This window comes from Cupriavidus malaysiensis, from assembly GCF_001854325.1.
In the GTDB taxonomy this organism is placed as follows: Bacteria; Pseudomonadota; Gammaproteobacteria; order Burkholderiales; family Burkholderiaceae; genus Cupriavidus; species Cupriavidus malaysiensis.
This window is the reverse complement of record NZ_CP017755.1, coordinates 2,043,627-2,064,154: the sequence shown is the minus strand read 5'-3', so window position 1 is coordinate 2,064,154 and position 20,528 is coordinate 2,043,627. Positions and strand designations below refer to the sequence as shown.

Sequence of the window (20,528 nt, the reverse complement as noted above, 5' to 3'; positions counted from 1 at the left end):
GGACAATATATGGAGACGACCATGAAGGATTCGACAGGCAAGGCCGATGGCGCACGGATGGCGCGCCGCGGGATGACGGCGGCACTGGCGGCGGCACTGACGGCAGGCGCTTTGCTGCCGGCGCTGGCGGGCGCGGCGGGCGGCGCGCAGGACAGCGCCGGCCCGGGCGTGGCGCGCCTGCGCGCCATCACGGCACGCGTGGACGGCGCGAGCATCCAGGCCAACGCGGCGCGCACGGCGGACTGGCCGTCCTATGGGCTGGATTACGGCGAGACCCGCTTCAGCAAGCTGGACCAGATCAACACGGGCAATGCCAAGGAGCTGGGCCTGGCCTGGAGCTACGACCTGGAGTCGACGCGCGGGGTCGAGGCCACGCCGATCGTGGTCGACGGCGTCATGTACGTGTCGGCGCCCTGGAGCGTCGTGCATGCGGTGGACGCGCGCAGCGGCCGGCGCTTGTGGACCTATGATCCGCAGGTGCCGCGCCGGCTCGGCTACAAGGGCTGCTGCGACGTGGTCAACCGCGGCGTGGCGCTGTACCAGGGCAAGGTCTACGTTGGCACCTTCGACGGCCGCCTGGTCGCCATCGATGCCGCCACCGGCAAGAGAGTGTGGGAGCGCGACACCATCGCCGACCACCGCCATTCCTACACCATCACCGGCGCGCCGCGCGTGGTCAAGGGCAAGGTCATCATCGGCAACGGTGGCGCGGAGTACGGCGCGCGCGGCTATGTCACCGCCTACGACGCCGCCACCGGCGCGCAGAAGTGGCGCTGGTTCACGGTGCCCGGCGACCCGGCCAGGCCCTACGAGAACGAGGCGATGGCGAAGGCCGCCAAGACCTGGGACCCGAGCGGCAAGTACTGGGTCAACGGCGGCGGCGGCACGGTCTGGAACAGCATGGCCTTCGATCCCGGCCTGAACCTGCTCTATATCGGCACCGGCAACGGCGGGCCGTGGAGCCGCAAGCAGCGCAGCCCCAAGGGTGGCGACAACCTCTACCTGGCGTCGATCGTCGCGCTCGATCCCGACACCGGCAAGTACGTGTGGCACTACCAGGAGACGCCGGGGGACAACGCCGACTACACCTCGACCCAGGACATCATCCTGGCCGACCTGAAGATCGACGGGCAGCCGCGCAAGGTCATCCTGCACGCGCCCAAGAACGGTTTCTTCTTCGTCATCGACCGCACCAACGGCAAGTTCATCTCGGCCAGGAACTTCGTCGACGTCAACTGGGCCAGCGGCTACGACCAGGACGGGCGGCCCATCGAGACGCCGCTGTTCGACACCTCGGGCAAGCCGGTGGACGCGGTGCCCGGGCCGTTCGGCGCGCACAACTGGCACGCCATGTCGTTCAACCCGCAGCTGGGCCTGGCCTATATTCCGGCCCAGCACGTGCCGCTCACGCTGGCCGACGACAAGCGCTGGGAGCACAACCAGAAGGACTCGGCCGAGGCGCACAGCGGCGTGGGCTGGAATCTCGGCATGCTGGTCAACGAGGCGCCGCCGGCCAGCAAGCCATTCGGCCGCCTGATCGCCTGGGACCCGGTGCGGCAGAAGGCCGCCTGGCAGCAGGACTATGCCAGCCCGTGGAACGGCGGCACGCTGACCACGGCCGGCAAGCTGGTGTTCCAGGGCACCGCCGACGGCCGCTTCATCGCCTACGACGCGGCCACGGGGGAGAAGCTGTGGCAGGCGCCCACCGGCACCGGCGTGGTGGCGCCGCCCGTCACCTATCTCGTCGACGGCAAGCAGTACGTGTCGGTGGCGGTGGGCTGGGGCGGCGTGTTCGGGCTGAGCGCGCGTGCCACCGACCGCCAGGCGCCGGGCACGGTGTACACCTTCGCCCTCGGCGGCAAGGCCAAGGCACCGGAGTGGAGCGCGTATCCGATGGCGGAGCTGCTGAGCGGCGTCAAGTACGACCCCGCTCACGTCGAGGCCGGCAAGAAGCTCTACGTCAACAACTGCGTGTTCTGCCACGGGGTGCCGGGCGTCGACAAGGGCGGCAACATCCCCAACCTGGCCTATGTCGGCGCGGGCCCGATCGAGCATCTCGACAAGATGCTGTTCAACGGCCCCTTCGTCTCGCGCGGCATGCCGGACTTCACCGGCAAGCTGAGCGCCGACGATGTCGTGAAGATCCAGGCCTTCATCCAGGGCACCGCCGACGCGGTGCGGCCGAAGCCCTGAGCGGTTCCCGAGGTGTCCCGAGGCGCGGCGGCGGTTACTGGAGCGTGATGTCCCAGTGCCGCGAGGCGGTGGCCAGCGCGTCGAGGAAGTCGCGGCGCGCCGGCGGGGCAGGGTCCCGCCCCGCCGCGGCGATGATGTCGAGCGGCTCGATTTCCGCCAGCCCGTCGAAGGCGCCGAGCAGGCGCACCGGGCCGACCGCGGCCTGCGCCGGCACCGCACCCACCGCGGTGCCGGCATGCACGCCGGCCAGCACGCCCGTCACCGAATTGCTTTCATGCACGCAGAGATGGCGCACGCCGGTCCGCTGCAGCGCGTCCAGCATATGGGTGCGGGCCGTGCTGCCCGGCTCGTAGAGCGCCACCGGCAGCGGCGAGCGCAGCCAGATCTCGGCGGCCGAGCTGTGCGAGACCCAGCGCATCGGCTGGCGGCACAGCAGTTCGCCGTCCAGATAGCGGCCGCGTACGCCGATGGCGGCGTCGAGGCGGCCGTCCTTGAGGCGCTGGGCAAGCTGAAGGGTGGAGGCGGACACCAGTTCGATGCAGAGTTCCGGCCGGCTCTCGGCGAAGGTCCGCAGCACCTCGGCCAGCAGCGGCAGGTAGATCTCGGGCGCCCCCACGCGCAGGCGGGCCCGGGCGCTGTCGCGCAGCGCGCCCCAGGCCTCGTCCTCCAGCGAGATCATTTCCTTGGCATAGGCATAGAGCGCCTCGCCGGCCCCGGTCAGCATCGATTGCCGCGCACCGCGCTCGAACAGCCTGGCATCGGCGATCTCTTCGAGCTGCCGCATCTGCATGCTGACGGCCGCCTGCGTCTTGTGCATCGCGCGCGCGGCCAGCGTGAAGCTGTGGTGTTCCGCGGCGGCGACGAACATGCGCAGCTGCTCGATGGTGGGTCTGCGAGCCATAAGTAGAGCTACTGCCTCCGTATCAATTTATATTGCTTTACACGGGGCGCGACTATACACATACTGGCCCGGATCCGGCTTGAGTTAAATCAATACAATTATTCGGCCGGCTTGTATCGGAGGGCGGCGACCCGGGCGCAGAACCAGGTGCCGCATAAATGACGTTTGCGCGCGCTGAAATGTCGCGCGAGGCACTTGTCATGGGGTTTCGGGCGCGCGTGGGGTCGGATTATTGAATAAAATATCGAGCCCATTTTTTTCTGGTGCGGGCTCACCCGGGGGCGGGCGCGGCGCTGCGTATTTTCCCCGGGTTTTCAAGACGGGGTCAGGTGGCGATGCAGCTCAGGTGTGCCGGTGAAACGGGGCGGTGCGGTCCGGCCTGCGCGACTGATAATCTTTCGCTCTACGCCTTCGCCATGGAGCAGGCGGGCGATTCGATTGTCATTACCGAGCCGAACGGGCGTGTTATCTATGTGAACCACGCCTTCGAGAAGCTGACAGGTTATTCCCGCGCTGAGGCCGTAGGGCGAAGCCTGGCGATATTGAAATCGGGCGAGATGGGCGACGATTTCTACCGGGAATTATGGTCGGTGATTGCCTCCGGTAAATCTTTCGAAGCAATTTTCCTCAACCGCAAGAAGAACGGTTCTCTCTTTTCGGAAGAGAAAGTGATCACGCCGCTGCGTGATGCTGCGGGCCGGATAACCCATTATGTGTCGGCCGGGCGCGACGTCACCTTCCGGCTGGAGGCCGAGCGCCGCCTGCGCGAACTGGCCTGTTACGACGACCTGACCAAGCTGCACAACCGCGCCAGCTTCTTCGACAGTCTCGACGCCCTGCTGTCGGCCAGCAGCGAGCGCTGCCAGGGCGTGACCCTGGTGCTGATCGACCTCGACCGCTTCAAGGGCATCAACGATGCGCTGGGCCACGACATCGGCGACCAGGTGCTGGTCAAGGTGGCGGCGCGCCTGGCCGGCGCGGTGCGGGGCAGCGACATCGTGGCGCGGCTCGGCGGGGACGAATTCACCATCGCGCTGGCCGGGCCGCTTACCGAAGGCGACCGCGAGGCTCTGCTGCAGCGCATCTCCGACCAGGTCGAGGCGCCCATCGTGCTGCCCGGCATGACGCTCTATGTCGGCGCCAGCATGGGCGTCAGCCGTTTTCCCGACGATGGCGGCGACAGCAAGGCCCTGTTCAAGCAGGCCGACATCTCGCTCTACGAAGCCAAGCGGGAAGGGCGCGGCCGCACCAAGCACTACTCGCCCACGCTCAAGCGCAACGCCGAGCGTTACCACCAGATCTACCAGGCGATCCGGCGCGCCTTCAGCGCCGGCGAGCTGTGGGTGGCCTACCAGCCGATGTTCGACCTGCGCAACGGGCAGGCGGTCGGAGCGGAAGCGCTGGTGCGCTGGAATTCCCGCACGCTCGGTCCGGTGCCGCCGACCGAGTTCCTGCCGGTGGTGCACGATCTCGGGCTCGGCGGCAAGCTGACCGATTTCGTGCTCGAACGCGCTTGCCAGGACCTTGCACGCACCCGTGCCGAGCTGGCCCGGCCGTTCAGCGTGTCGGTCAATATGCCGGCCGACGAACTGCATGCGCATGGTCTCAGCGGCAAGCTGGAAGCCCTGCTGGCACGCGCCGGCCTGCCCGCGGGCGCGCTCAAGATCGAGATCACCGAAGGCGCGCTGGTGGCGCAGGACGACGGCTCCACCGCGGCGCTCGAAAGCCTGACGCGCGCCGGCGTGGACATCTATATCGACGATTTCGGCACCGGCTACTCGAACCTGGGCTACCTCGGGCATATCCCGCTCGCCTCGCTGAAGATCGCGCGCCAGTTGATCGCCGGCATCCGCCAGGGCGCGTCCGCGGGCAAGATCGTACGCGCCATCCTGCACCTGGCCTCGGCGCTGGGCGTGGGCGTGATCGCCGAGGGCGTGGAGACGCGCGAGGAACTGCGTTTCCTCGAGGCCGAGGGCTGCCAGTACGCGCAGGGCTTCGCGCTGGCGCGGCCGATGCCGATCGGCGAGCTGCTGCATTTCCTGAAGACGAGCGGCGCGGGCGAAGGCGGGGCCGGCTAGGGCCCGCCGCCAGTCCGCACCGCGCGCGCGCCGGAGGCGGCTGGTCCCGGATCACGCTTGCCGACGGCGGCAAGAAGCGCGCGGATATCTACCCACAGGCAAGACCATGCGCGAGAACCTACCGATCAACGACAACGAGTACGTGCTGCCGGACGGTGAAGTGATCGTCACCCGCACCGATACCGAGAGCCGCATCACCTATGCCAACGAGGCCTTCCTGCGCAGCAGCGGCTTCCCCCGCGAGGCGGTGCTGGGCGCGCCGCAGAACATCGTGCGCCATCCCGACATGCCGGCCAAGGTATTCGCCGACATGTGGCGCACGCTGCAGGCCGACCGCCCGTGGACCGGCGTGGTCAAGAACCGCCGTGCCGACGGCGGCTTCTACTGGGTGCTGGCCAACGTCACGCCGATGTTCGCCGCCGGACGCAAGGTCGGCTACATGTCGGTGCGGACCCGCCCGACGCCGGCGCAGGTGCGGGCGGCGGATGCGCTCTACCGCAAGATCCGCGCCGGCCGGGACCGCACCTTCGAGCTGCGCGGCGGCGAGGTCAGGCGCACGGGTCTGGCCGGGCTGGCCGGCCGCGTGCTGGGCAGCCCGGTCCATGTGCGCCTGTGGGGCGTGATGCTGGCGCTGGTGCTGGCCATGCTGGCGCAGGCGCTGTGGGCCGCCTTCCCCGGGGCGGGCGGCGCGGCGCACGGCGCCGTGGGCTGGGCGCTGTTCGCCGCGGGCGCCGCGCTGGGCGTGGGGGCCGCCGCCTACCTGTCGCACCAGGTACTGCTGCCGCTCAAGCAGCTCAACGCGACCGCCTTCGCGGTCTCCAGCGGCAGCGTGCAGCAGCGCTTTCCCGAGCGCGGCGATGCCGAGACGCGCCTGCTCGGGCGCGTGTTGAACCAGATGAATGCGCGCCTGGTCGGCGTGCTGCTGGACGCGCGCGGCGCCGCCGACGTCATCCGTGCCGCGGCACGCAGCCAGGCGGACAGCAACGCGGACTTGTCGCAGCGCAACGAGGAGCAGGCGGCGACGGTCGAGCAGACCACCGCCAGCCTGTCGCAGATCACGGCCAGCGCGCGCCGCAATGCAAGCGGCGCCGACGGCATGCGCGACGCCGCCCGGCAGGCCGCGGCCGCCGCCGCGGCGGCGAACGGCGAGGTGCGCAAGGTGGTCGGGCTGGCCGAGGCGCTGGGCCGGCAGTCGCTCAAGGTCGGCGAGATTGCCTCGATGATCGACGGCATCGCCTTCCAGACCAATATCCTGGCGCTCAACGCGGCGGTCGAGGCCGCGCGCGCCGGGCAGGGCGGGCGCAGCTTCGCGGTGGTGGCCGGCGAGGTGCGCAGCCTGTCGCAGCGGACCGCCGCCGCGGCGCGCGAGATCAAGCAGCTGCTGGACGATTCGAGCCGCTCGATCGGGCTTGCCGGCGCCGCGGCGGACGCGGCGGGGGCGTCGATGGGCGGGGTGGAGGACACCGTCGGCAAGCTGATGGAGAGCGTGATGGCCATCGCCGGCGCCAGCCGCGAACAGAGCCAGGAGATCGGCCACATCGACCGCGCGGTGGGGCAGGTGGCACAGTTGACGCAGCGCAACGCGGCGCTGGTCGAGCAGGCCGCCGAAGGCGCGGCGCGGCTGGAGCGGCAGGCCCAGCAGCTCGAGGACTGCGTCAACGTGTTCATGGTGGCGCACTGAGGCGCGGCGCGGAGGGGGCGGCAGCGGCCGCCGCGCCGGGCGCTCTCCCGCTTTCTCCTTGTTTCCGCCCCATCGTCCCGGCGCCTGGGGGGGCGGTGGCTTCCTTTCGACCCGGAATCGACGTAGGCTAGTCGCCTGCCACGGTGTGGCGCGCGGCGCGCGCGGCTCCCGTGGCGCTTGCCGCGGAATTCCTCACATGCCCTGGTCGATCCGAAGCCGCATCATCGTGTTTTCCGGCGCCACGAGCGCGCTGCTGCTGACCGCGACGGCGGTCTGGCAGCCGCCGGCCATGGCCGGCGTGCTGGGCGGCACGGCGCTGTCGATGCTGCTGGCCTGGCTGGCGTGCGGCTGGATCACGGCATCGCTGGACCGGCTCCGGCGCGGCATCCGCCATATCATGGCCACGCGCGATTCCACCGACCCGGTGCCGCGTCCGGGCGCGCAGGACGTCCCGCCCCGCGGCGAGATCGTGCACGCGCTGACGGTGGAGTTCGACGCGCTGCTCGACGAGCTGGAGACGCGCCGCAGCGTGACCACGGCCATCATCGACGCCTCGCCGCTGGGCTACTTCCGTACCGATGCCCAGGGGCGCACCGTCAGCGTCAACGAAGCCTATCGCCGCATCACGGGCCTGGAGGCCGGCAGTACGCTGCACTGGGACGACCTGCTGGTGCCCCAGGAGCGGGCCGGCGTGCGCGACGCCTGGCAGCACGCGGTCAGCCGGCGCGTCCCCTACCGGGCGCTCCAGCATATCGAGCACGGCCGCGGGCGCGAGGTGCGCGCGATCGCGGTCAGCAGCTGGCCGGTGATGCTGGGCAGGACCTTCCGCGGCTTCGTCGGCGCCATCGAGGACGTGACGGCGCGCGAGAGCGCGGAGAGCGAACGGCGCCACCTGCTGGAGATCTTCGACGCTTCGTCCGACTTCTTCGCCCAGCTCGATGCGCGCGGCAACCTGATCTACCTGAATCCGGCCGGCCGACGGCGCGCGGGCCTCGGCGCGGCCGCGCCGCTGGCAGGGCACAGCTATGCCGATTTCCATCCGCCCGAGACCATGCGGCGGCTGGCCGAAGAGATCCTGCCGCATGCCGGCCGGCATGGCATGTGGCTGGGGGAGACCACCATGCTGGGCGGCGGCGCGCCCTTTGCCGCCAGCGAGATGATCATCGCCCACCATGACGACAGCGGCCGCATCGAGCGCTTCTCGGCGGTGATCCGCGACATCAGCGCGGACAAGGCCAATGCCGACGCGGTCGCGCGCAGCGAGGCCACGCTGCGCGCGCTGGCCGATGCCATCCCGGGGCTGGTCGCCTATATCGACCGCGACGAGGTCTACCGCTTCGTCAACCTGTCGTATGAGCGCGGCTTCGGCGTCGGCCGCGGCGAGGTCATCGGCAAGACGCTGCACGCCTTCCTCGGCGACGCCGAGTACCGTGATATCGCCATGCACGTGCGGCTGGCGCTGCAGGGCGAGCGCGTGGTGTTCGAGCGCGCGCGCATGCGCAACGGTGTCAAGCATTACGTCGAGAGCACCTATCTGCCGCAGCGCGACGGCAGTGGCAGTGTCGTCGGCTTCCATGCGGTGCTGTCCGATATCACCGAACGCAAGCGCGAGGAAGAGCGGCTGCTGCGCGCCAGCCTGACCGACCACCTGACCGGCCTGCTGAACCGCGCGGGCTTCGAAAGCACCGCCGAAGCGGCGATCCGCGCGGCGCGCGCCACGGGCAATACGCTGGCCTTGCTGTTCGTCGACCTCGACCACTTCAAGGCGGTCAACGACACCCATGGCCACGCCGCCGGCGACCTCGTGCTGAAGGTGTTCGGCGAACGGCTGTGCGCTGCGCTGCGCGCCGGCGACGAGGCCGCGCGCTTCGGCGGCGACGAGTTCGCGGCCATCCTCGAAGGCATGCGGGCGGAACAGGATGCGCTGCTGTTCGCCGCCAAGGTAGTGGAGGCGGCGCGGCAGCCGTTCCCGCTGCCGGAGGGCGAGGCCAGGCTGGGTGCCAGCGTGGGCGTGGCGGTGCTGCGGGGCGACGACGACCTGGCCAGCCTGCTGCGCCGCGCCGACGACAATCTCTACCGCGCCAAGGCCGCCGGCAGGGGGCGTGCGTCGGCCGGCGATACGCTGCAGGCCGCCGCGCGCTGAGGCGCTGAGGCGCCGTGACGCGGCGCTGGCGTGAACGCGCGTGAATCCGCGTCGACGGCTTGATGGCGGCTCGATGGCGGCTCGATGGCGGCTGAGTGACGGAGCGGTGACGACTCTGTGATGCCGGCGTGACGCGGCGGACGGGGCGGGGTGGCGCAGGTGCCTCGTTTTCCCGGCGCCCATGCGTCGAACGCCTTCGCCGCGCGGCTTCATCGTTCTGTCATCCGCACCGGCCAGAATCTGCGCACCGTTCAAGCAAGGAGAAGCGGCATGACGCATGCAATCGAAGTGCGCGGCCTGTCTAAATCATTTCGCGCAGACCGCAAGGCGCTCGACAACGTTACGCTGACCGTGGCGCCGGGTGAGATGGTCGCGCTGCTCGGCGCCTCGGGCTCGGGCAAATCCACACTGCTGCGCCACGTGGCCGGCTTTGCCCAGGGCGATGCCGGTGACGGCGAGGTGCTCGTCAACGGCCGCTGCGTGCAGCGCGGCGGGCGCCTGGCGAGCGATGTGCGGCAGGTGCGCAGCGAGATCGGCTTCGTCTTCCAGCAGTTCAACCTGGTCGGGCGCCTGCCGGTGATCACCAACGTCCTGACCGGCATGCTGCCGCGCATTCCGCTGTGGCGCAGCCTGATCCGTTTCTTCCGCAACGAGGAGATCGATGCCGGCCTGGAAGCGCTTGCCCAGGTTGGTATAGACGACTATGCATTTCAGCGTGCCTCGACCTTGTCGGGCGGCCAGCAGCAGCGCGCCGCGATCGCCCGCACGCTGGTGCAGAACGCGCGCGTGATCCTCGTCGACGAGCCGATCGCGTCGCTGGATCCGGAATCCGCGCGGCGCGTGATGGAGTTGCTGGCGCAGATCAACCGCAGCCGCCGCACGGCCGTGGTGGTGTCGCTGCACCAGGTCGACGTGGCCATGCGCTACTGCCCGCGCGTGGTCGCGCTGCGCCACGGCAAGGTGGTCTACGACGGCCCGTCGGCAGCCCTCAGCGCGGCCATGCTGCGCGATCTGTACGGCACCGAGGCCGCCGAGCTGCTCGAGCCCTCGGCGCCGGCCGGCGCCGGCGCGATGCCAGCCGTGCCCGGCCTGGTCGCCGCCTGAACCTGGCGGGACGCCCGCGGGCGTCCCGCGCGGCCGGCGGCACACGGCCGCCGGCCACCCGATTGTCCCTCGGCCTTTGCCATCCCCCCACTGGAGTCCACCATGTTCCGCAGAACCTTTCTCGCGGTGCTCGCCCTGAGCGCCATCGCCGTGCCGGCCGCCGCCCAGGAGGGCAAGACGATCAACATCGGGCTGATCTCGACCGAGACCTCGTCCAACCTGAAGGCGGCGTGGCAGCCCGTCATCGACGACCTGAGCAAGGCGCTCGGCATGCAGGTCAAGCCCTTCTTCGCCTCCGACTACGCCGGCATCATCGAGGGCATGCGCTTCAACAAGGTGCAGGTGGCCTGGTTCGGCAACAAGTCGGCGATCGAGGCGGTCGACCGCGCCAGCGGCGAAGTGTTCGCTTCGGTGATCGACAAGGACGGCAACCCGGGCTACTGGTCGCTGCTGATCGTCAACAAGGACAGCGACCTGAAGACCCTGGACGACGTGCTCAAGCGCGGCAAGGAACTCAGCTACGGTGCGGGCGATCCGAACTCGACCTCGGGCACCGCCGTGCCGGGCTACTACCTGTGGGGCGCCAACAAGATCGAGCCGAAGACCTTCTTCAAGGCCATGCGCATCAGCAACCATGAGTCGAACCTGCTGTCGGTGCTGAACAAGCAGGTGGACGTGGCGGTGAACAACACCGAGAACATGGAGCGCTACCGCATCAACACCGGCAAGAACGCCTACGACCAGGTGCGCGTGCTGTGGAAGTCGCCGCTGATCCCGGCCGATCCGCTGGTCTACCGCAAGGACCTGCCGGCCGACCTGAAGACCAGGATCAAGACCTTCTTCGTCAACTACGGCAAGGGCGCCGACGCCGAGCGCGAGAAGCAGGTGCTGGCCAAGCTGACCTACCAGGGCTTCCGTCCGTCGAGCGACGCCCAGCTGGTGCCGATCCGCCAGATCGAACTGGCCAAGGAAAAGCAGAAGATCGAAACCGACACCACCCTGGCCGCCGCCGACAAGGAAAAGCGCCTGGCCGACGTCGCCCGCCGCCTGGCTGAACTCGACAAGGCAACCGCCGCTTCCACCGCCACGCAGTAAGGCGTCAACGCCGCTTCCCGCGCGGGCCGGCAAGGGCCGGCCCGCGCGGCCACGTTTTCCGAGTCCACCGATGTCCTTCTCCCCCCGGCCCGCCATGTCTTCCTCCGCCACCAACAAGCTGCCGGCCCGGCCGCCGCGCACCTCGCTGCCGCTGCTGCTGGTCTGGGCGATCGTGCTCGCCATGCTGGCGCTGTCCTGGCAGGGGGCCGACATGCGTCCGCTCGACCTGCTGCGCGATTCCGGCAACATGGTCAAGTTCGCCGCCGACTTCTTCCCGCCCGATTTCCGCGACTGGCGCAACTACCTCGACGAAATGGTGGTGACCGTGCAGATCGCGATCTGGGGCACCTTCCTCGCCGTCGTGATGGCGGTGCCGCTGGGCCTGCTGTGCTCATCGAACATCGTGCCGCCCGCCGTCTACCAGCCGGTGCGCCGCCTGATGGACGCCTGCCGCGCCATCAACGAGATGGTGTTCGCCATGCTGTTCATCGTCGCCGTCGGGCTGGGACCGTTCGCCGGCGTGCTGGCGATCTGGGTGCACACCATGGGGGTGCTGGCCAAGCTCTTCTCCGAAGCGGTCGAGGCGATCGACCCGCGCCCGGTCGAAGGCGTGCGCGCCACCGGCGCCTGCGCGCTGGAGGAGATCGTGTTCGGTGTGATCCCGCAGGTGCTGCCGCTGTGGATCTCGTTCTGCCTGTACCGCTTCGAGTCGAACGTGCGCTCGGCCTCGGTGGTCGGCATCGTCGGCGCCGGCGGCATCGGCACCGTGCTGTGGGAGATCATCCGCAGCTTCCAGTACGCGCAGACCTGCGCGGTGATGATCATCGTGATCGCCTTCGTCACGGCGATCGACGTGCTGTCCGCGCAGATCCGCAAGGTGCTGGTCTGAGGCGCGGCCAGTACCGCGTTTGTTGTCACCCCTCTCCCGCTTGCGGGAGAGGGGCCGGGGGAGAGGGCAGGCGCTGACTGAGCACGTTGGCCTGGACACACCCTCGGCTTCGTCTTTGCGCTCACGTGCTGGATCACACCGACGGCTTCGTCATGCGTGGCGCCTTGCCAAACCACCCCTCTCCCCAACCCTCTCCCCATGCGGGGAAAGGGAGCCAAGACACCAGGCTTGGCGCGCACCGTTGGCGCATCCCTTCGATTTTCCCCATGACCATCCCCTCCGATATGCTGACCCTCGACCGCATCCAAGCCCTCTTCGCCGGCCACGGCAACGACTACTACGGCGGCGAGGCCATCAGCCAGACCGAACACGCGCTGCAGTGCGCCTGGCAGGCCGAGCAGGCGGGCGAGCCCGAGCCGCTGGTGGTGGCGGCGCTGCTGCACGACATCGGGCACCTGATGCTGGCCGAAAGCAGTACCACAGACATGCGCCACCAGGAAGCCGGCGCGGACGCGCTGGCGACGTTGTTCGGCGCGGAAGTGACCGAGCCGGTGCGCCTGCACGTGGCCGCCAAGCGCTATCTGTGCGCCCGCGACGCGGATTACCATGCCGGTCTGTCGCCGGCCTCGCAGCACAGCCTGGCGCTGCAGGGCGGTCCGTTCGACGCGCAGCAGGCCGAAGCCTTCGCCGCCGGCCCGCATGCGCTGGCTGCCGTGCGGCTGCGCCGCTACGACGATCTGGCGAAGGTGGTGGGGCTGGCCACGCCCGCGCTGCCGCACTATCTCGCCATGGCGGCGCGCTGCGTGCGTGCGGCGGGCTGAGGCCCACGGGAGGGAGTCAGGCGCCGCCGGGAGGGAGTCAGGCGTCGCCCTCAGGCGGTGCCCTCAGGCGGCGATCGGCGCGCGCACCAGGCGCAGCAGGGCATCGGCGGCCTGTTCGAGCGGGCCGCTGTTGTCGAGACGGGTCAGGCGGCAGCCGTGCGGCAGGTCGAAGGGCTGCGTGGCGCGCGCCAGGCGCGCCGCCACTGCTTCGCCGGACTCGCGCCCGCGCGCGGCCAGGCGCGTGGCCAGCACCTCGTGCCGGACCTGGACCTGCACGGCGTGCAGGCCAGGGTAGCGCGCGTGGGCGGCGCCGAGATGCTCGCGCGAGCCGTTGACCACCACGGTGAGTCCGCGCGCCATCCAGGCGTCGATCTCGATGCCGACCCCGTAGTGCAGGCCGTGGCTGCGCCATTGCAGGGCGAAGCAGCCCAGTTCCGAGCGGCGCGAGAACTCGGCCGGCGTCAGGGCCACCGAGGCTTCGCTGGCGTCGCTCGGACGGGTGATGTAGCGGTGCGCCACCAGCACGGGATCGCCATCGGCAAGGCCTTCGCGCAGCGCGCGCAGCAGCGAGTCCTTGCCGCTGCCGGAGGGGCCCATGACGTAGACCAGTGCGCCGCTCATGGCACCCTTCATGCCGCCCATCATGCCGCCGTCCCCAGCCAGGCCGCGCCCGCACCGTCCTCGACCGCGCCCGAGAAGCCATAGTGGCGTGCCACGACGAAATCGGCGCCCGGCTCGGGCTGCACGTAGAGGCTGATGCGCGCGACCGGCATCGCCGTGGCGGCGTGCCCGCCCGCCAGCCGTTGCAGGCGCGCGGTGGCATCCTGCTGCGCGGCCGGGTCGAGCTGGCCGGTCAGCGTGATGTGGAAGGTAAAGGTGTCGAACACGTAGGGGTAGCCCCAGCGCGCCAGCATCTCGCGTTCGGCGGCGCCGAGCTGCTCGGGGCGGCGGCGCGCGGTGTCCTCGGGCGTGGGCGGCGCGCGGAAGGCGTCGAAGCCGCGCACGGCATCGTCGGCCAGCGCATGCATGTGGCGCCGGCCCTCGTCGCCCGCGGGGCTGTCGTCCAGGCACCAGGCCAGGAAGCCGCGCAGGTTGCGCAGCGCCAGCCGGGCGGCAAAGGGCTGGCGGCCGCGGGCGAAGGCGCGGGCCGCCGCGTCGAGCATGGGCGGGGTGCGGTCCTGCGCGAGGCGGAAGGGCGCCTTCAGCGTGGCGTGCAGGCCGTAGTGGGCCGGGGCGCGGGTCCAGGCTGCCGGCGGGGCCTCGCCGTCCGGCGCGGCGGGCAGCGCGGCGCCGGTGTCGGCGCAGCGCCCCAGCCAGCGGCTGCCGATGCCGCGGAAGGGTTCGGCCGGCGCCAGGTAGACGGCGTAGCGGTGAGCTTGCTGGATGGCGGCCTTCATGTGGCTCTCACGCGGGATTCATGCGGCGGCGCGCGCCGGCTGCGGCGCGGCCAGGCCGAAGCCCTGGGTGGCGTGGCGCAGCACGCCGCCGACGATGGTGGCGCACACGCGTGGGAAGCCTGGCACGCTGTCGTCGACCAGGATGGCGTCGGCGCGCAGTCCCGGCGCGAGCGTGCCGCGGTCGCGCAGGCCAGCCGCGCGCGCGGGATTGCGTGAGACCAGGTCCCAGGCCGCCGGCAGGCTCGCCACGCCGAGGCGGGCGAGATGGAAGGCCGCCTGCAGCGGGGCCGGGTAGTAGTAGTCGGAAGCCAGCACGGTGCAGAGTCCGGCGCTGACCATCTCGGTGGCATCGGGCGCGCCGGTGTGGCTGCCACCACGCATCACGTTGGGGGCGCCGAACACGGTGTCGTTGCCGAGCTGGCGCGCCATCTGGGCGGTTTCCACGGTCAGCGGGAACTCGGCGATGGCGCAGCCCTGGCGGTGGTAGTGCTGGCGCGTGGCGCGGTCCGGATCGTCGTGCGAGGCCACCGGCAGGCCGGCCGCGCGCGCGCCGGCGATCAGGCGCGCCATCGCCGCCGGCACCTCGGCCGCGTGCTGGCTGGCCTGGCGCAGGCGGCTGCGGAAGGTGTCGCTGTCGCATTCGGCGCGGTCGGCATACTGCACCACCTTGAGCTCGTCGCCCAGGCGCCTGGCCATGCCCGGCAGGTGGTCGTTGATGGCGAGCAGCTTGACCTTGCCGCTGGCCATCCAGTCCAGCGCGGTGTCGATGCCGGTCAGGTGGTAGCTCTCGAAGCGCAGGTGCACGAAATGGCTGGCGCCGAAGAAGGGACGCTGGCGCTCCAGCGCGTCGAACATGCGCAGCGCGTAGGCTTCGCCGCGCAGGCCGCCTTCCCACGACAGGGTGACGCCGTGCAGTTCGGTGGTGATGCCGTGTGCCAGCAACTGGCGGTCGACGTCGAACAGCGCGGCCTGGTAAGGGAAGCTGACACCGGGGCGCGGCATCACCGCGCGCTCGAAGGCGTCGCCATGGATGTCCACGATGCCGGGCAGCACCAGCAGGTCGCCGGCGTCGAGGCAGGCGCCGGCGCTGCGGCCGGTGGCGATGCGCCCGCCATCGAAGGGCAGGGTGGCGGCGCCGATACCGTCGGCGCCCAGCACGCGGCGGCCGGTCAGGCCCGCGAGCGGTGTCGGTTGGGAAGTGTAGGTGTCCATGCCGGCGAAGTTATCGCTGAGAGATGACAGACAGATGTCTAGACCAGTGAGGGCGGCCCGCCGTGCCGTTGCCGGCACCGCGCCGGGCGGCTCAGTCGGGATCGGCGACCGTGAGCTGCACCCAGTCGCCGGCGAAACGCACCAGGCTGTAGTGCAGCGGCTGGCCGTCGAGGTCCACGTTGAGGGATTCCACCTGCAGCACCGGCCGGGTCTTGGGCTGGTTCAGCAGGCGTGCCACCGGCGCGCTCGGCAGGGTGGCGGTGATGCGCGTCCACTTGCGCGTGTAGTCGGCGATGCCATAGTGGCCGAGCGCGCGCGAGATGGACTTGGTGGTACGCATCTGCTCGTCGAGGCCGTCGAAGCGTCCGGCATCGAAGTAGTGCTCGGCCACGTCGATGGTGCGTTCCTCCGCCTTGCCCACCGTCTGCACGCGCAGGATGGACGCGCTGCGGGCCAGCCCCAGGTGCCTGGCGATGTCCGGCGCGCGCAGCGTCTGCGCCTCCATGACCTCGTTGTGGCCGCGCATGCCCTGGCTGGCCAGGTTCTGCGAAAAGCGCGTGCGGCGGCCGATGGCGTAGTCGATCGCGTGTTCCTGCACGAAGGTGCCGCGCCCCTGCTCGATGCGCACCAGTCCGTTCTGCTCCAGTTCGCCCATGGCGCGCCGGATGGTGTGGCGGTTGACGGCGAAGCGCGCCGCCAGCTCCGGTTCGGGCGGGAGCTGCTCGCCCGGCCCGTACAGCTTGGTGCGGATATCGTGCGCCAGCGCCTCGCCGATCTGGCGCCACACCGCTACGCCGGAACCCCGTTCGACTTCTTGTTCGGCCATTGCCTTGCCTTCTGTCATCAAGCATTCATCGTCATTGTGCGATTTTGCCTCATTGCGGTGCCGCGTGGCGCCGCCGTGCGAGGAGTCCGACTCCGCCGCGGGTGCGTCATCAAAGCTTCATGCGCCTATGGTGTAGTGCTGCCGTTGGTGGTAATTTTACATCTAAACGTATAGACGTATAGGGGTGATGATGAGCGAAAGCGGGATTCCCCGCCAGCACGGCGGAGCGGCGTCTGCGGCGTCTGCGGCACCTGGCCAGGCAGGGCGCGCGGCTTGGATGCGCGTGCTGGCGCTGGCCGGAGACGAGGCGCTGGATACGGCTTTCGGCCGCCTGCGCGAGGCCGGCGGCCTGCCGTCCTGGCGCTTCCTGCGCCGGCCGGAGTGCGGCATGGCGATGGTGCGCGCGCGTGCCGGGGGCACCGGAGCGCAGTTCAACCTGGGCGAGACCACGGTCAGCCGCTGCGCCGTCACGCTGGATGGCGAGGGCAGCGAGGGCGCCGCAGTCGGCGTGGCCTATGTGCAGGGGCGCAGCCTGCGCCATGCCGAACAGGCAGCCGTGCTGGATGCCCTGCTGCAGCTGCCGTCGTGGCAGGCGCGCATCGAGGCCGAGGTGCTGGCGCCGCTGGCGCAGGCGCACGCGGCCCGGCGCGCGGCCGAGGCCGCCGTGGCGGCGCAGACGCGCGTGGATTTCTTCACCATGGTCAGGGGCGAGGACTGAGATGGACAAGACGATGGAGTTGCGGGCGCCCGGTGGCGCCGGTCCCGGCCTGGTGGCCGGCTTCGACGACCCGGTCGGCGACGCGCAGCAGGTGTTCCGTGCCGCCCTGGATGCCATGGCCCACCCCGGGCGGGTGCAGGCACCCGCGCTCGCCTGCGGCGCGCCGCAGGGTCTCGGCGCCGCCATGGCGGCGCTGCTGCTGACGCTGGCCGACGGCGACACGCCGGTGTGGCTGCCGGCGCAGGTGCCGGCAGCCGCGCGCGATTTCCTGCGTTTCCACTGCGGGTGCCCGCTGGTGGACACGCCCGCGGCGGCGGCGTTCGTGGCGGTGCCGGCGGGCTTCGACGCCCCGGCCCTGTCGGCCTGCGCGCAGGGCGATCCGGCCTATCCGGACCGCTCCGCCACGCTGCTGCTGGAAGTCGCCTCGCTGCAGCAGGGCGAGGCGCTGAGCCTGAGCGGTCCCGGCATCGCCCAGCGCCAGGCGCTGCAGGTGGAGGGACTGCCGCCGGGGCTGCGCGCGCAATGGCGCGCCAACCATGCGCGCTTCCCGCTCGGCGTGGACCTGATGCTGACCAGCGGGGCGCGCTTCTGCGCGCTGCCGCGCACCACCCGCATGGAGGACTGAGATGTACGTGGCCGTCAAGGGAGGCGAGCGCGCCATCCTGAATTCCTATCGCTTGCTGGACGAGTACCGGCGCGGCGATCCCGCCGTGCCGGAACTGAGCCTGGCGCAGATCCGCGAGCAGATGCCACTGGCGGTGTCGCGCGTGATGGCCGAGGGCTCGCTGCACGATCCTCACCTGGCCGCGCTGGCCATCAAGCAGGCGGCCGGCGACCTGATCGAGGCCATCTTCCTGCTGCGCGCCTACCGCACCACGTTGCCGCGTTTCGGCTACACGGTGCCGCTCGATACCGGCACCATGCAGTTGCGCCGCCGCATCTCGTCCACCTACAAGGACGTGCCGGGCGGCCAGGTGCTGGGCCCGACCTATGACTACACGCAGCGCCTGCTTGACTTCAGCCTGGAAGCCGAGCGCGTCGCCGACCCGCTGCCGCCCGCCGAGGTGCCGCTGGCGGCCGCCATGCCGCGCGTGACCGAGCTGCTGGAGCGCGAAGCGCTGATCGAGCCGGACCTGCCGGCCGCCGGCGATCCCGCGCCGCGCGACCTGACGCGCGAGCCGCTGACGTTGCCGGCCGAGCGCGCCACGCGCCTGCAGAACCTGGCGCGCGCCGACGAGGGCTTCCTGCTGTCGATGGGTTACTCGACCCAGCGCGGCTACGGCAATTCGCACCCGTTCGCGGCCGAGATCCGCTACGGCAGCGCGGAAGTGGAGCTGTTCGTGGAAGAGCTGGGCTTTGCCGTCACCGTCGGCGAGATCGAGCTGACCGAGTGCCAGATGGTCAGCCAGTTCAGCGGCAATGCCGAGGCCGGCCCGCGTTTCACGCGCGGCTACGGCCTGGTGTTCGGCTATGGGGAGCGCAAGGCGATGTCGATGGCCCTGGCCGACCGCGCGATGCGCGCCGAAGAGCTGGGCGAAGCCGCCGACGCGCCCGCCAACGATGTCGAGTTCATGCTGTACCACAGCGACAATGTCGAAGCCTCGGGCTTCACGCAGCATTTGAAGCTGCCGCACTACGTGGACTTCCAGGCCAACCTGGAGCTGCTGCGCCGCCTGCGCGCCGAGCGCGAGGCCGCCGCGCCGGCGCCGGCCGCCGCCGCGCCGCAGCCTGCCGCAACGCAAGAGGAGACGCTGGCATGAACGCTGCCATCCCGACCCAGGCCGCCGCCGCGCCGGCGCCGACCGACAACAGCGCCGCGCGCGACGCCCACTACAACTTCGGCTATCTCGACGAATCGACCAAGCGCATGCTGCGCCGGGCGCTGCTCAAGGCCGTGGCCATTCCCGGCTACCAGGTGCCGTTCGGCGGGCGCGAGATGCCGCTGCCCTACGGCTGGGGCACCGGGGGCATCCAGGTCACGGCCGCCATCATCGGCAGCCAGGACGTGCTCAAGGTGATCGACCAGGGCTCGGACGACACCACCAACGCCATCAACATCCGCCGCTTCTTCGCGCGCGTGACCGGGGTGCGCACCACCGAGCGCACCGCCCAGGCCAGCATCGTGCAGACGCGCCACCGCATCCCCGAGACGCCGCTGGCCGAAGGCCAGATCATGGTGTTCCAGGTGCCGATCCCGGAGCCGCTGCGCTGGCTGGAGCCGAGCGAGCGCGAGACGCGCACCATGCACGCGCTGTCCGAGTACGGCGCCATGCACGTCAAGCTCTACGAGGACATCGCGCATCACGGCCATATCGCCACCACCTACGACTATCCGGTGACGGTCAACGGGCGCTACATGATGCGGCCCTCGCCGATCCCGAAGTTCGACAATCCCAAGCTCGACCGCAGCCCCGCGCTGATGCTGTTCGGCGCCGGGCGCGAGAAACGCGTCTACGCCGTGCCGCCCTATACCAGCGTCAAGAGCCTGGATTTCGACGACCATCCCTTCACCGTCGAGAAGTGGTCGACCTGCTGCGCGCAGTGCGGCGCCTCCGACAGCTACCTGGACGAGATCATCATGGATGACAGCGGCACCCGCCTGTTCGTCTGCTCCGATACGGAATACTGCGCCGGACGCCAGCAGGCGCAGGCCGGCACGCAGGGCATGCATGGCGGGGAGGGCGCGGCATGAGCGCGGACCGTCCTCTGCTGTCGGTGCGGGACGTGACCCGCACCTGGGATGGCGTGCATGGCTGCCACCACGTGAGCTTCGACCTCTATCCCGGCGAAGTGCTGTGCGTGGTCGGCGAGTCCGGCTCGGGCAAGAGCACGCTGCTGCAGGCGGTGTCGATGCAGGCGCCGCCGCAGTCGGGCAGCCTGCACTACGATGTGCGCGAACAGGGCATGACCGACCTGGCCACGCTGTCGAGCGCGCGGCTGCGCCTGCTGGCGCGCACCGACTGGGGCTTCGTGCGCCAGCACGCGCGCGACGGCCTGCGCATGCAGGTCAGCGCCGGCGCCAACATCGCCGAGCGGCTGATGGCGGTGGGCGAGCGCCACTACGGCGACCTGCGCGCCGCGGCGGGTGCCTGGCTGGAGAAGATGGAGATCGACCTCGGCCGCCTCGACGACGCGCCGGCTTCCTTCTCCGGCGGCATGCAGCAGCGGCTGCAGATCGCCCGCAACCTGGTCACGCATCCGCGCCTGGTCTTCATGGACGAGCCGACCGCCTCGCTCGACGTGTCGGTGCAGGCACGCCTGCTGGACCTGCTGCGCCGCCTGGTCGGCGACCTCGGCCTGGCCGCCATCATCGTCACCCACGACCTCGCCGTGGCGCGCCTGCTGGCGCACCGCACGCTGGTGATGCAGGGTGGCCGCGTGGTCGAGAGCGGCCTGACCGACCAGGTCCTCGACGATCCGCAGCATCCCTACACCCAATTGCTGGTCTCCTCCATCCTGCAGGTCTGAAC

18 protein-coding genes are annotated in these 20,528 nt (G+C 70.5%); 13 read left to right on the top strand and 5 right to left on the bottom strand.

Annotated features, from left to right (window positions below):
* Nucleotides 1–21 precede the first annotated feature (21 nt).
* Nucleotides 22–2,193, top strand: coding sequence for a PQQ-dependent dehydrogenase, methanol/ethanol family (locus BKK80_RS28675; protein WP_071072259.1), 2,172 nt, complete (start codon nucleotides 22–24; stop codon nucleotides 2,191–2,193).
* A gap of 34 nt (nucleotides 2,194–2,227) precedes the next feature.
* Here the strand turns inward: BKK80_RS28675 and BKK80_RS28670 are convergent, their stop codons facing one another.
* Nucleotides 2,228–3,094 carry a LysR family transcriptional regulator gene (locus tag BKK80_RS28670; RefSeq protein WP_071019523.1) on the bottom strand — a complete coding sequence of 289 codons (867 nt, stop codon included), beginning with the start codon at nucleotides 3,092–3,094 and terminating at the stop codon, nucleotides 2,228–2,230.
* Nucleotides 3,095–3,429: 335 nt separating this feature from the next.
* Here BKK80_RS28670 and BKK80_RS28665 point away from each other — a divergent pair, with 335 nt between their 5' ends.
* The 7 genes from BKK80_RS28665 (at nucleotide 3,430) to BKK80_RS28635 (ending at nucleotide 12,905) form a co-directional block, all read left to right on the top strand.
* Nucleotides 3,430–5,172 carry a putative bifunctional diguanylate cyclase/phosphodiesterase gene (locus BKK80_RS28665; protein ID WP_084085549.1) on the top strand — a complete coding sequence of 581 codons (1,743 nt, stop codon included), beginning with the start codon at nucleotides 3,430–3,432 and terminating at the stop codon, nucleotides 5,170–5,172.
* A 106-nt stretch (nucleotides 5,173–5,278) separates the two neighbouring features.
* On the top strand, nucleotides 5,279–6,853 hold the full coding sequence (locus BKK80_RS28660) for a methyl-accepting chemotaxis protein (protein WP_071019529.1): 1,575 nt from the start codon (nucleotides 5,279–5,281) through the stop codon (nucleotides 6,851–6,853).
* Nucleotides 6,854–7,049: 196 nt separating this feature from the next.
* Complete coding sequence (locus BKK80_RS28655) at nucleotides 7,050–8,996, top strand: diguanylate cyclase (protein WP_071072257.1); 1,947 nt, start codon at nucleotides 7,050–7,052, stop codon at nucleotides 8,994–8,996.
* A 270-nt stretch (nucleotides 8,997–9,266) separates the two neighbouring features.
* Nucleotides 9,267–10,100: a phosphonate ABC transporter ATP-binding protein gene (phnC, locus tag BKK80_RS28650; RefSeq protein WP_071072255.1), complete on the top strand. Its 834-nt coding sequence runs from the start codon at nucleotides 9,267–9,269 to the stop codon at nucleotides 10,098–10,100.
* Between the two features lie 102 nt (nucleotides 10,101–10,202).
* Complete coding sequence (phnD, locus tag BKK80_RS28645) at nucleotides 10,203–11,195, top strand: phosphonate ABC transporter substrate-binding protein (RefSeq protein ID WP_071019534.1); 993 nt, start codon at nucleotides 10,203–10,205, stop codon at nucleotides 11,193–11,195.
* Between the two features lie 94 nt (nucleotides 11,196–11,289).
* On the top strand, nucleotides 11,290–12,084 hold the full coding sequence (phnE, locus tag BKK80_RS28640; RefSeq protein ID WP_071019537.1) for a phosphonate ABC transporter, permease protein PhnE: 795 nt from the start codon (nucleotides 11,290–11,292) through the stop codon (nucleotides 12,082–12,084).
* 284 nt (nucleotides 12,085–12,368) lie between these two features.
* Complete coding sequence (locus tag BKK80_RS28635; protein ID WP_071040565.1) at nucleotides 12,369–12,905, top strand: phosphonate degradation HD-domain oxygenase; 537 nt, start codon at nucleotides 12,369–12,371, stop codon at nucleotides 12,903–12,905.
* Between the two features lie 63 nt (nucleotides 12,906–12,968).
* Here BKK80_RS28635 and phnN read toward each other — a convergent pair whose 3' ends face one another.
* From phnN to phnF, 4 genes are all read right to left on the bottom strand, one after another.
* Nucleotides 12,969–13,526 carry a phosphonate metabolism protein/1,5-bisphosphokinase (PRPP-forming) PhnN gene (gene phnN / locus BKK80_RS28630; RefSeq protein WP_236903814.1) on the bottom strand — a complete coding sequence of 186 codons (558 nt, stop codon included), beginning with the start codon at nucleotides 13,524–13,526 and terminating at the stop codon, nucleotides 12,969–12,971.
* Between the two features lie 20 nt (nucleotides 13,527–13,546).
* Entirely contained in the window at nucleotides 13,547–14,302 is a 756-nt protein-coding gene (locus BKK80_RS28625; protein WP_071072251.1) for a DUF1045 domain-containing protein, read from the bottom strand.
* Between the two features lie 18 nt (nucleotides 14,303–14,320).
* A complete protein-coding gene (locus BKK80_RS28620) occupies nucleotides 14,321–15,514 on the bottom strand; it encodes an alpha-D-ribose 1-methylphosphonate 5-triphosphate diphosphatase (protein ID WP_071040088.1) in 1,194 nt (397 codons plus the stop codon).
* 91 nt (nucleotides 15,515–15,605) lie between these two features.
* Nucleotides 15,606–16,340, bottom strand: coding sequence for a phosphonate metabolism transcriptional regulator PhnF (gene phnF, locus BKK80_RS28615; protein WP_071019548.1), 735 nt, complete (start codon nucleotides 16,338–16,340; stop codon nucleotides 15,606–15,608).
* Between the two features lie 277 nt (nucleotides 16,341–16,617).
* Between phnF and phnG the strand changes: the two genes are divergently transcribed.
* From phnG to phnK, 5 genes are read left to right on the top strand one after another with little or no spacing between them, the layout of a single operon-like run.
* Complete coding sequence (gene phnG, locus BKK80_RS28610; protein ID WP_071040086.1) at nucleotides 16,618–17,058, top strand: phosphonate C-P lyase system protein PhnG; 441 nt, start codon at nucleotides 16,618–16,620, stop codon at nucleotides 17,056–17,058.
* Nucleotide 17,059: 1 nt separating this feature from the next.
* Nucleotides 17,060–17,683, top strand: coding sequence for a phosphonate C-P lyase system protein PhnH (gene phnH / locus BKK80_RS28605; protein WP_156811466.1), 624 nt, complete (start codon nucleotides 17,060–17,062; stop codon nucleotides 17,681–17,683).
* Between the two features lies 1 nt (nucleotide 17,684).
* Nucleotides 17,685–18,818: a carbon-phosphorus lyase complex subunit gene (locus tag BKK80_RS28600; RefSeq protein ID WP_071040085.1), complete on the top strand. Its 1,134-nt coding sequence runs from the start codon at nucleotides 17,685–17,687 to the stop codon at nucleotides 18,816–18,818.
* On the top strand, nucleotides 18,815–19,750 hold the full coding sequence (locus tag BKK80_RS28595; RefSeq protein ID WP_071019555.1) for an alpha-D-ribose 1-methylphosphonate 5-phosphate C-P-lyase PhnJ: 936 nt from the start codon (nucleotides 18,815–18,817) through the stop codon (nucleotides 19,748–19,750). The genes BKK80_RS28600 and BKK80_RS28595 overlap by 4 nt, the downstream gene beginning before the upstream one ends.
* Nucleotides 19,747–20,526: a phosphonate C-P lyase system protein PhnK gene (phnK, locus tag BKK80_RS28590; RefSeq protein ID WP_071019557.1), complete on the top strand. Its 780-nt coding sequence runs from the start codon at nucleotides 19,747–19,749 to the stop codon at nucleotides 20,524–20,526. Before BKK80_RS28595 ends, phnK begins: the two co-directional genes overlap by 4 nt.
* Nucleotides 20,527–20,528: the final 2 nt, after the last annotated feature.

Excerpts from the sequence above, each read along its gene's own strand:
- BKK80_RS28675 (WP_071072259.1), top strand. The coding sequence starts at position 22 with ATGAAGGATTCGACAGGCAAGGCCGATGGCGCACGGATGGCGCGCCGC.
- BKK80_RS28670 (WP_071019523.1), bottom strand. The coding sequence starts at position 3,094 with ATGGCTCGCAGACCCACCATCGAGCAGCTGCGCATGTTCGTCGCCGCC.
- BKK80_RS28665 (WP_084085549.1), top strand. The coding sequence starts at position 3,430 with ATGCAGCTCAGGTGTGCCGGTGAAACGGGGCGGTGCGGTCCGGCCTGC.
- BKK80_RS28660 (WP_071019529.1), top strand. The coding sequence starts at position 5,279 with ATGCGCGAGAACCTACCGATCAACGACAACGAGTACGTGCTGCCGGAC.
- BKK80_RS28655 (WP_071072257.1), top strand. The coding sequence starts at position 7,050 with ATGCCCTGGTCGATCCGAAGCCGCATCATCGTGTTTTCCGGCGCCACG.
- phnC (WP_071072255.1), top strand. The coding sequence starts at position 9,267 with ATGACGCATGCAATCGAAGTGCGCGGCCTGTCTAAATCATTTCGCGCA.
- phnD (WP_071019534.1), top strand. The coding sequence starts at position 10,203 with ATGTTCCGCAGAACCTTTCTCGCGGTGCTCGCCCTGAGCGCCATCGCC.
- phnE (WP_071019537.1), top strand. The coding sequence starts at position 11,290 with ATGTCTTCCTCCGCCACCAACAAGCTGCCGGCCCGGCCGCCGCGCACC.
- BKK80_RS28635 (WP_071040565.1), top strand. The coding sequence starts at position 12,369 with ATGCTGACCCTCGACCGCATCCAAGCCCTCTTCGCCGGCCACGGCAAC.
- phnN (WP_236903814.1), bottom strand. The coding sequence starts at position 13,526 with ATGAGCGGCGCACTGGTCTACGTCATGGGCCCCTCCGGCAGCGGCAAG.
- BKK80_RS28625 (WP_071072251.1), bottom strand. The coding sequence starts at position 14,302 with ATGAAGGCCGCCATCCAGCAAGCTCACCGCTACGCCGTCTACCTGGCG.
- BKK80_RS28620 (WP_071040088.1), bottom strand. The coding sequence starts at position 15,514 with ATGGACACCTACACTTCCCAACCGACACCGCTCGCGGGCCTGACCGGC.
- phnF (WP_071019548.1), bottom strand. The coding sequence starts at position 16,340 with ATGGCCGAACAAGAAGTCGAACGGGGTTCCGGCGTAGCGGTGTGGCGC.
- phnG (WP_071040086.1), top strand. The coding sequence starts at position 16,618 with ATGCGCGTGCTGGCGCTGGCCGGAGACGAGGCGCTGGATACGGCTTTC.
- phnH (WP_156811466.1), top strand. The coding sequence starts at position 17,060 with ATGGACAAGACGATGGAGTTGCGGGCGCCCGGTGGCGCCGGTCCCGGC.
- BKK80_RS28600 (WP_071040085.1), top strand. The coding sequence starts at position 17,685 with ATGTACGTGGCCGTCAAGGGAGGCGAGCGCGCCATCCTGAATTCCTAT.
- BKK80_RS28595 (WP_071019555.1), top strand. The coding sequence starts at position 18,815 with ATGAACGCTGCCATCCCGACCCAGGCCGCCGCCGCGCCGGCGCCGACC.
- phnK (WP_071019557.1), top strand. The coding sequence starts at position 19,747 with ATGAGCGCGGACCGTCCTCTGCTGTCGGTGCGGGACGTGACCCGCACC.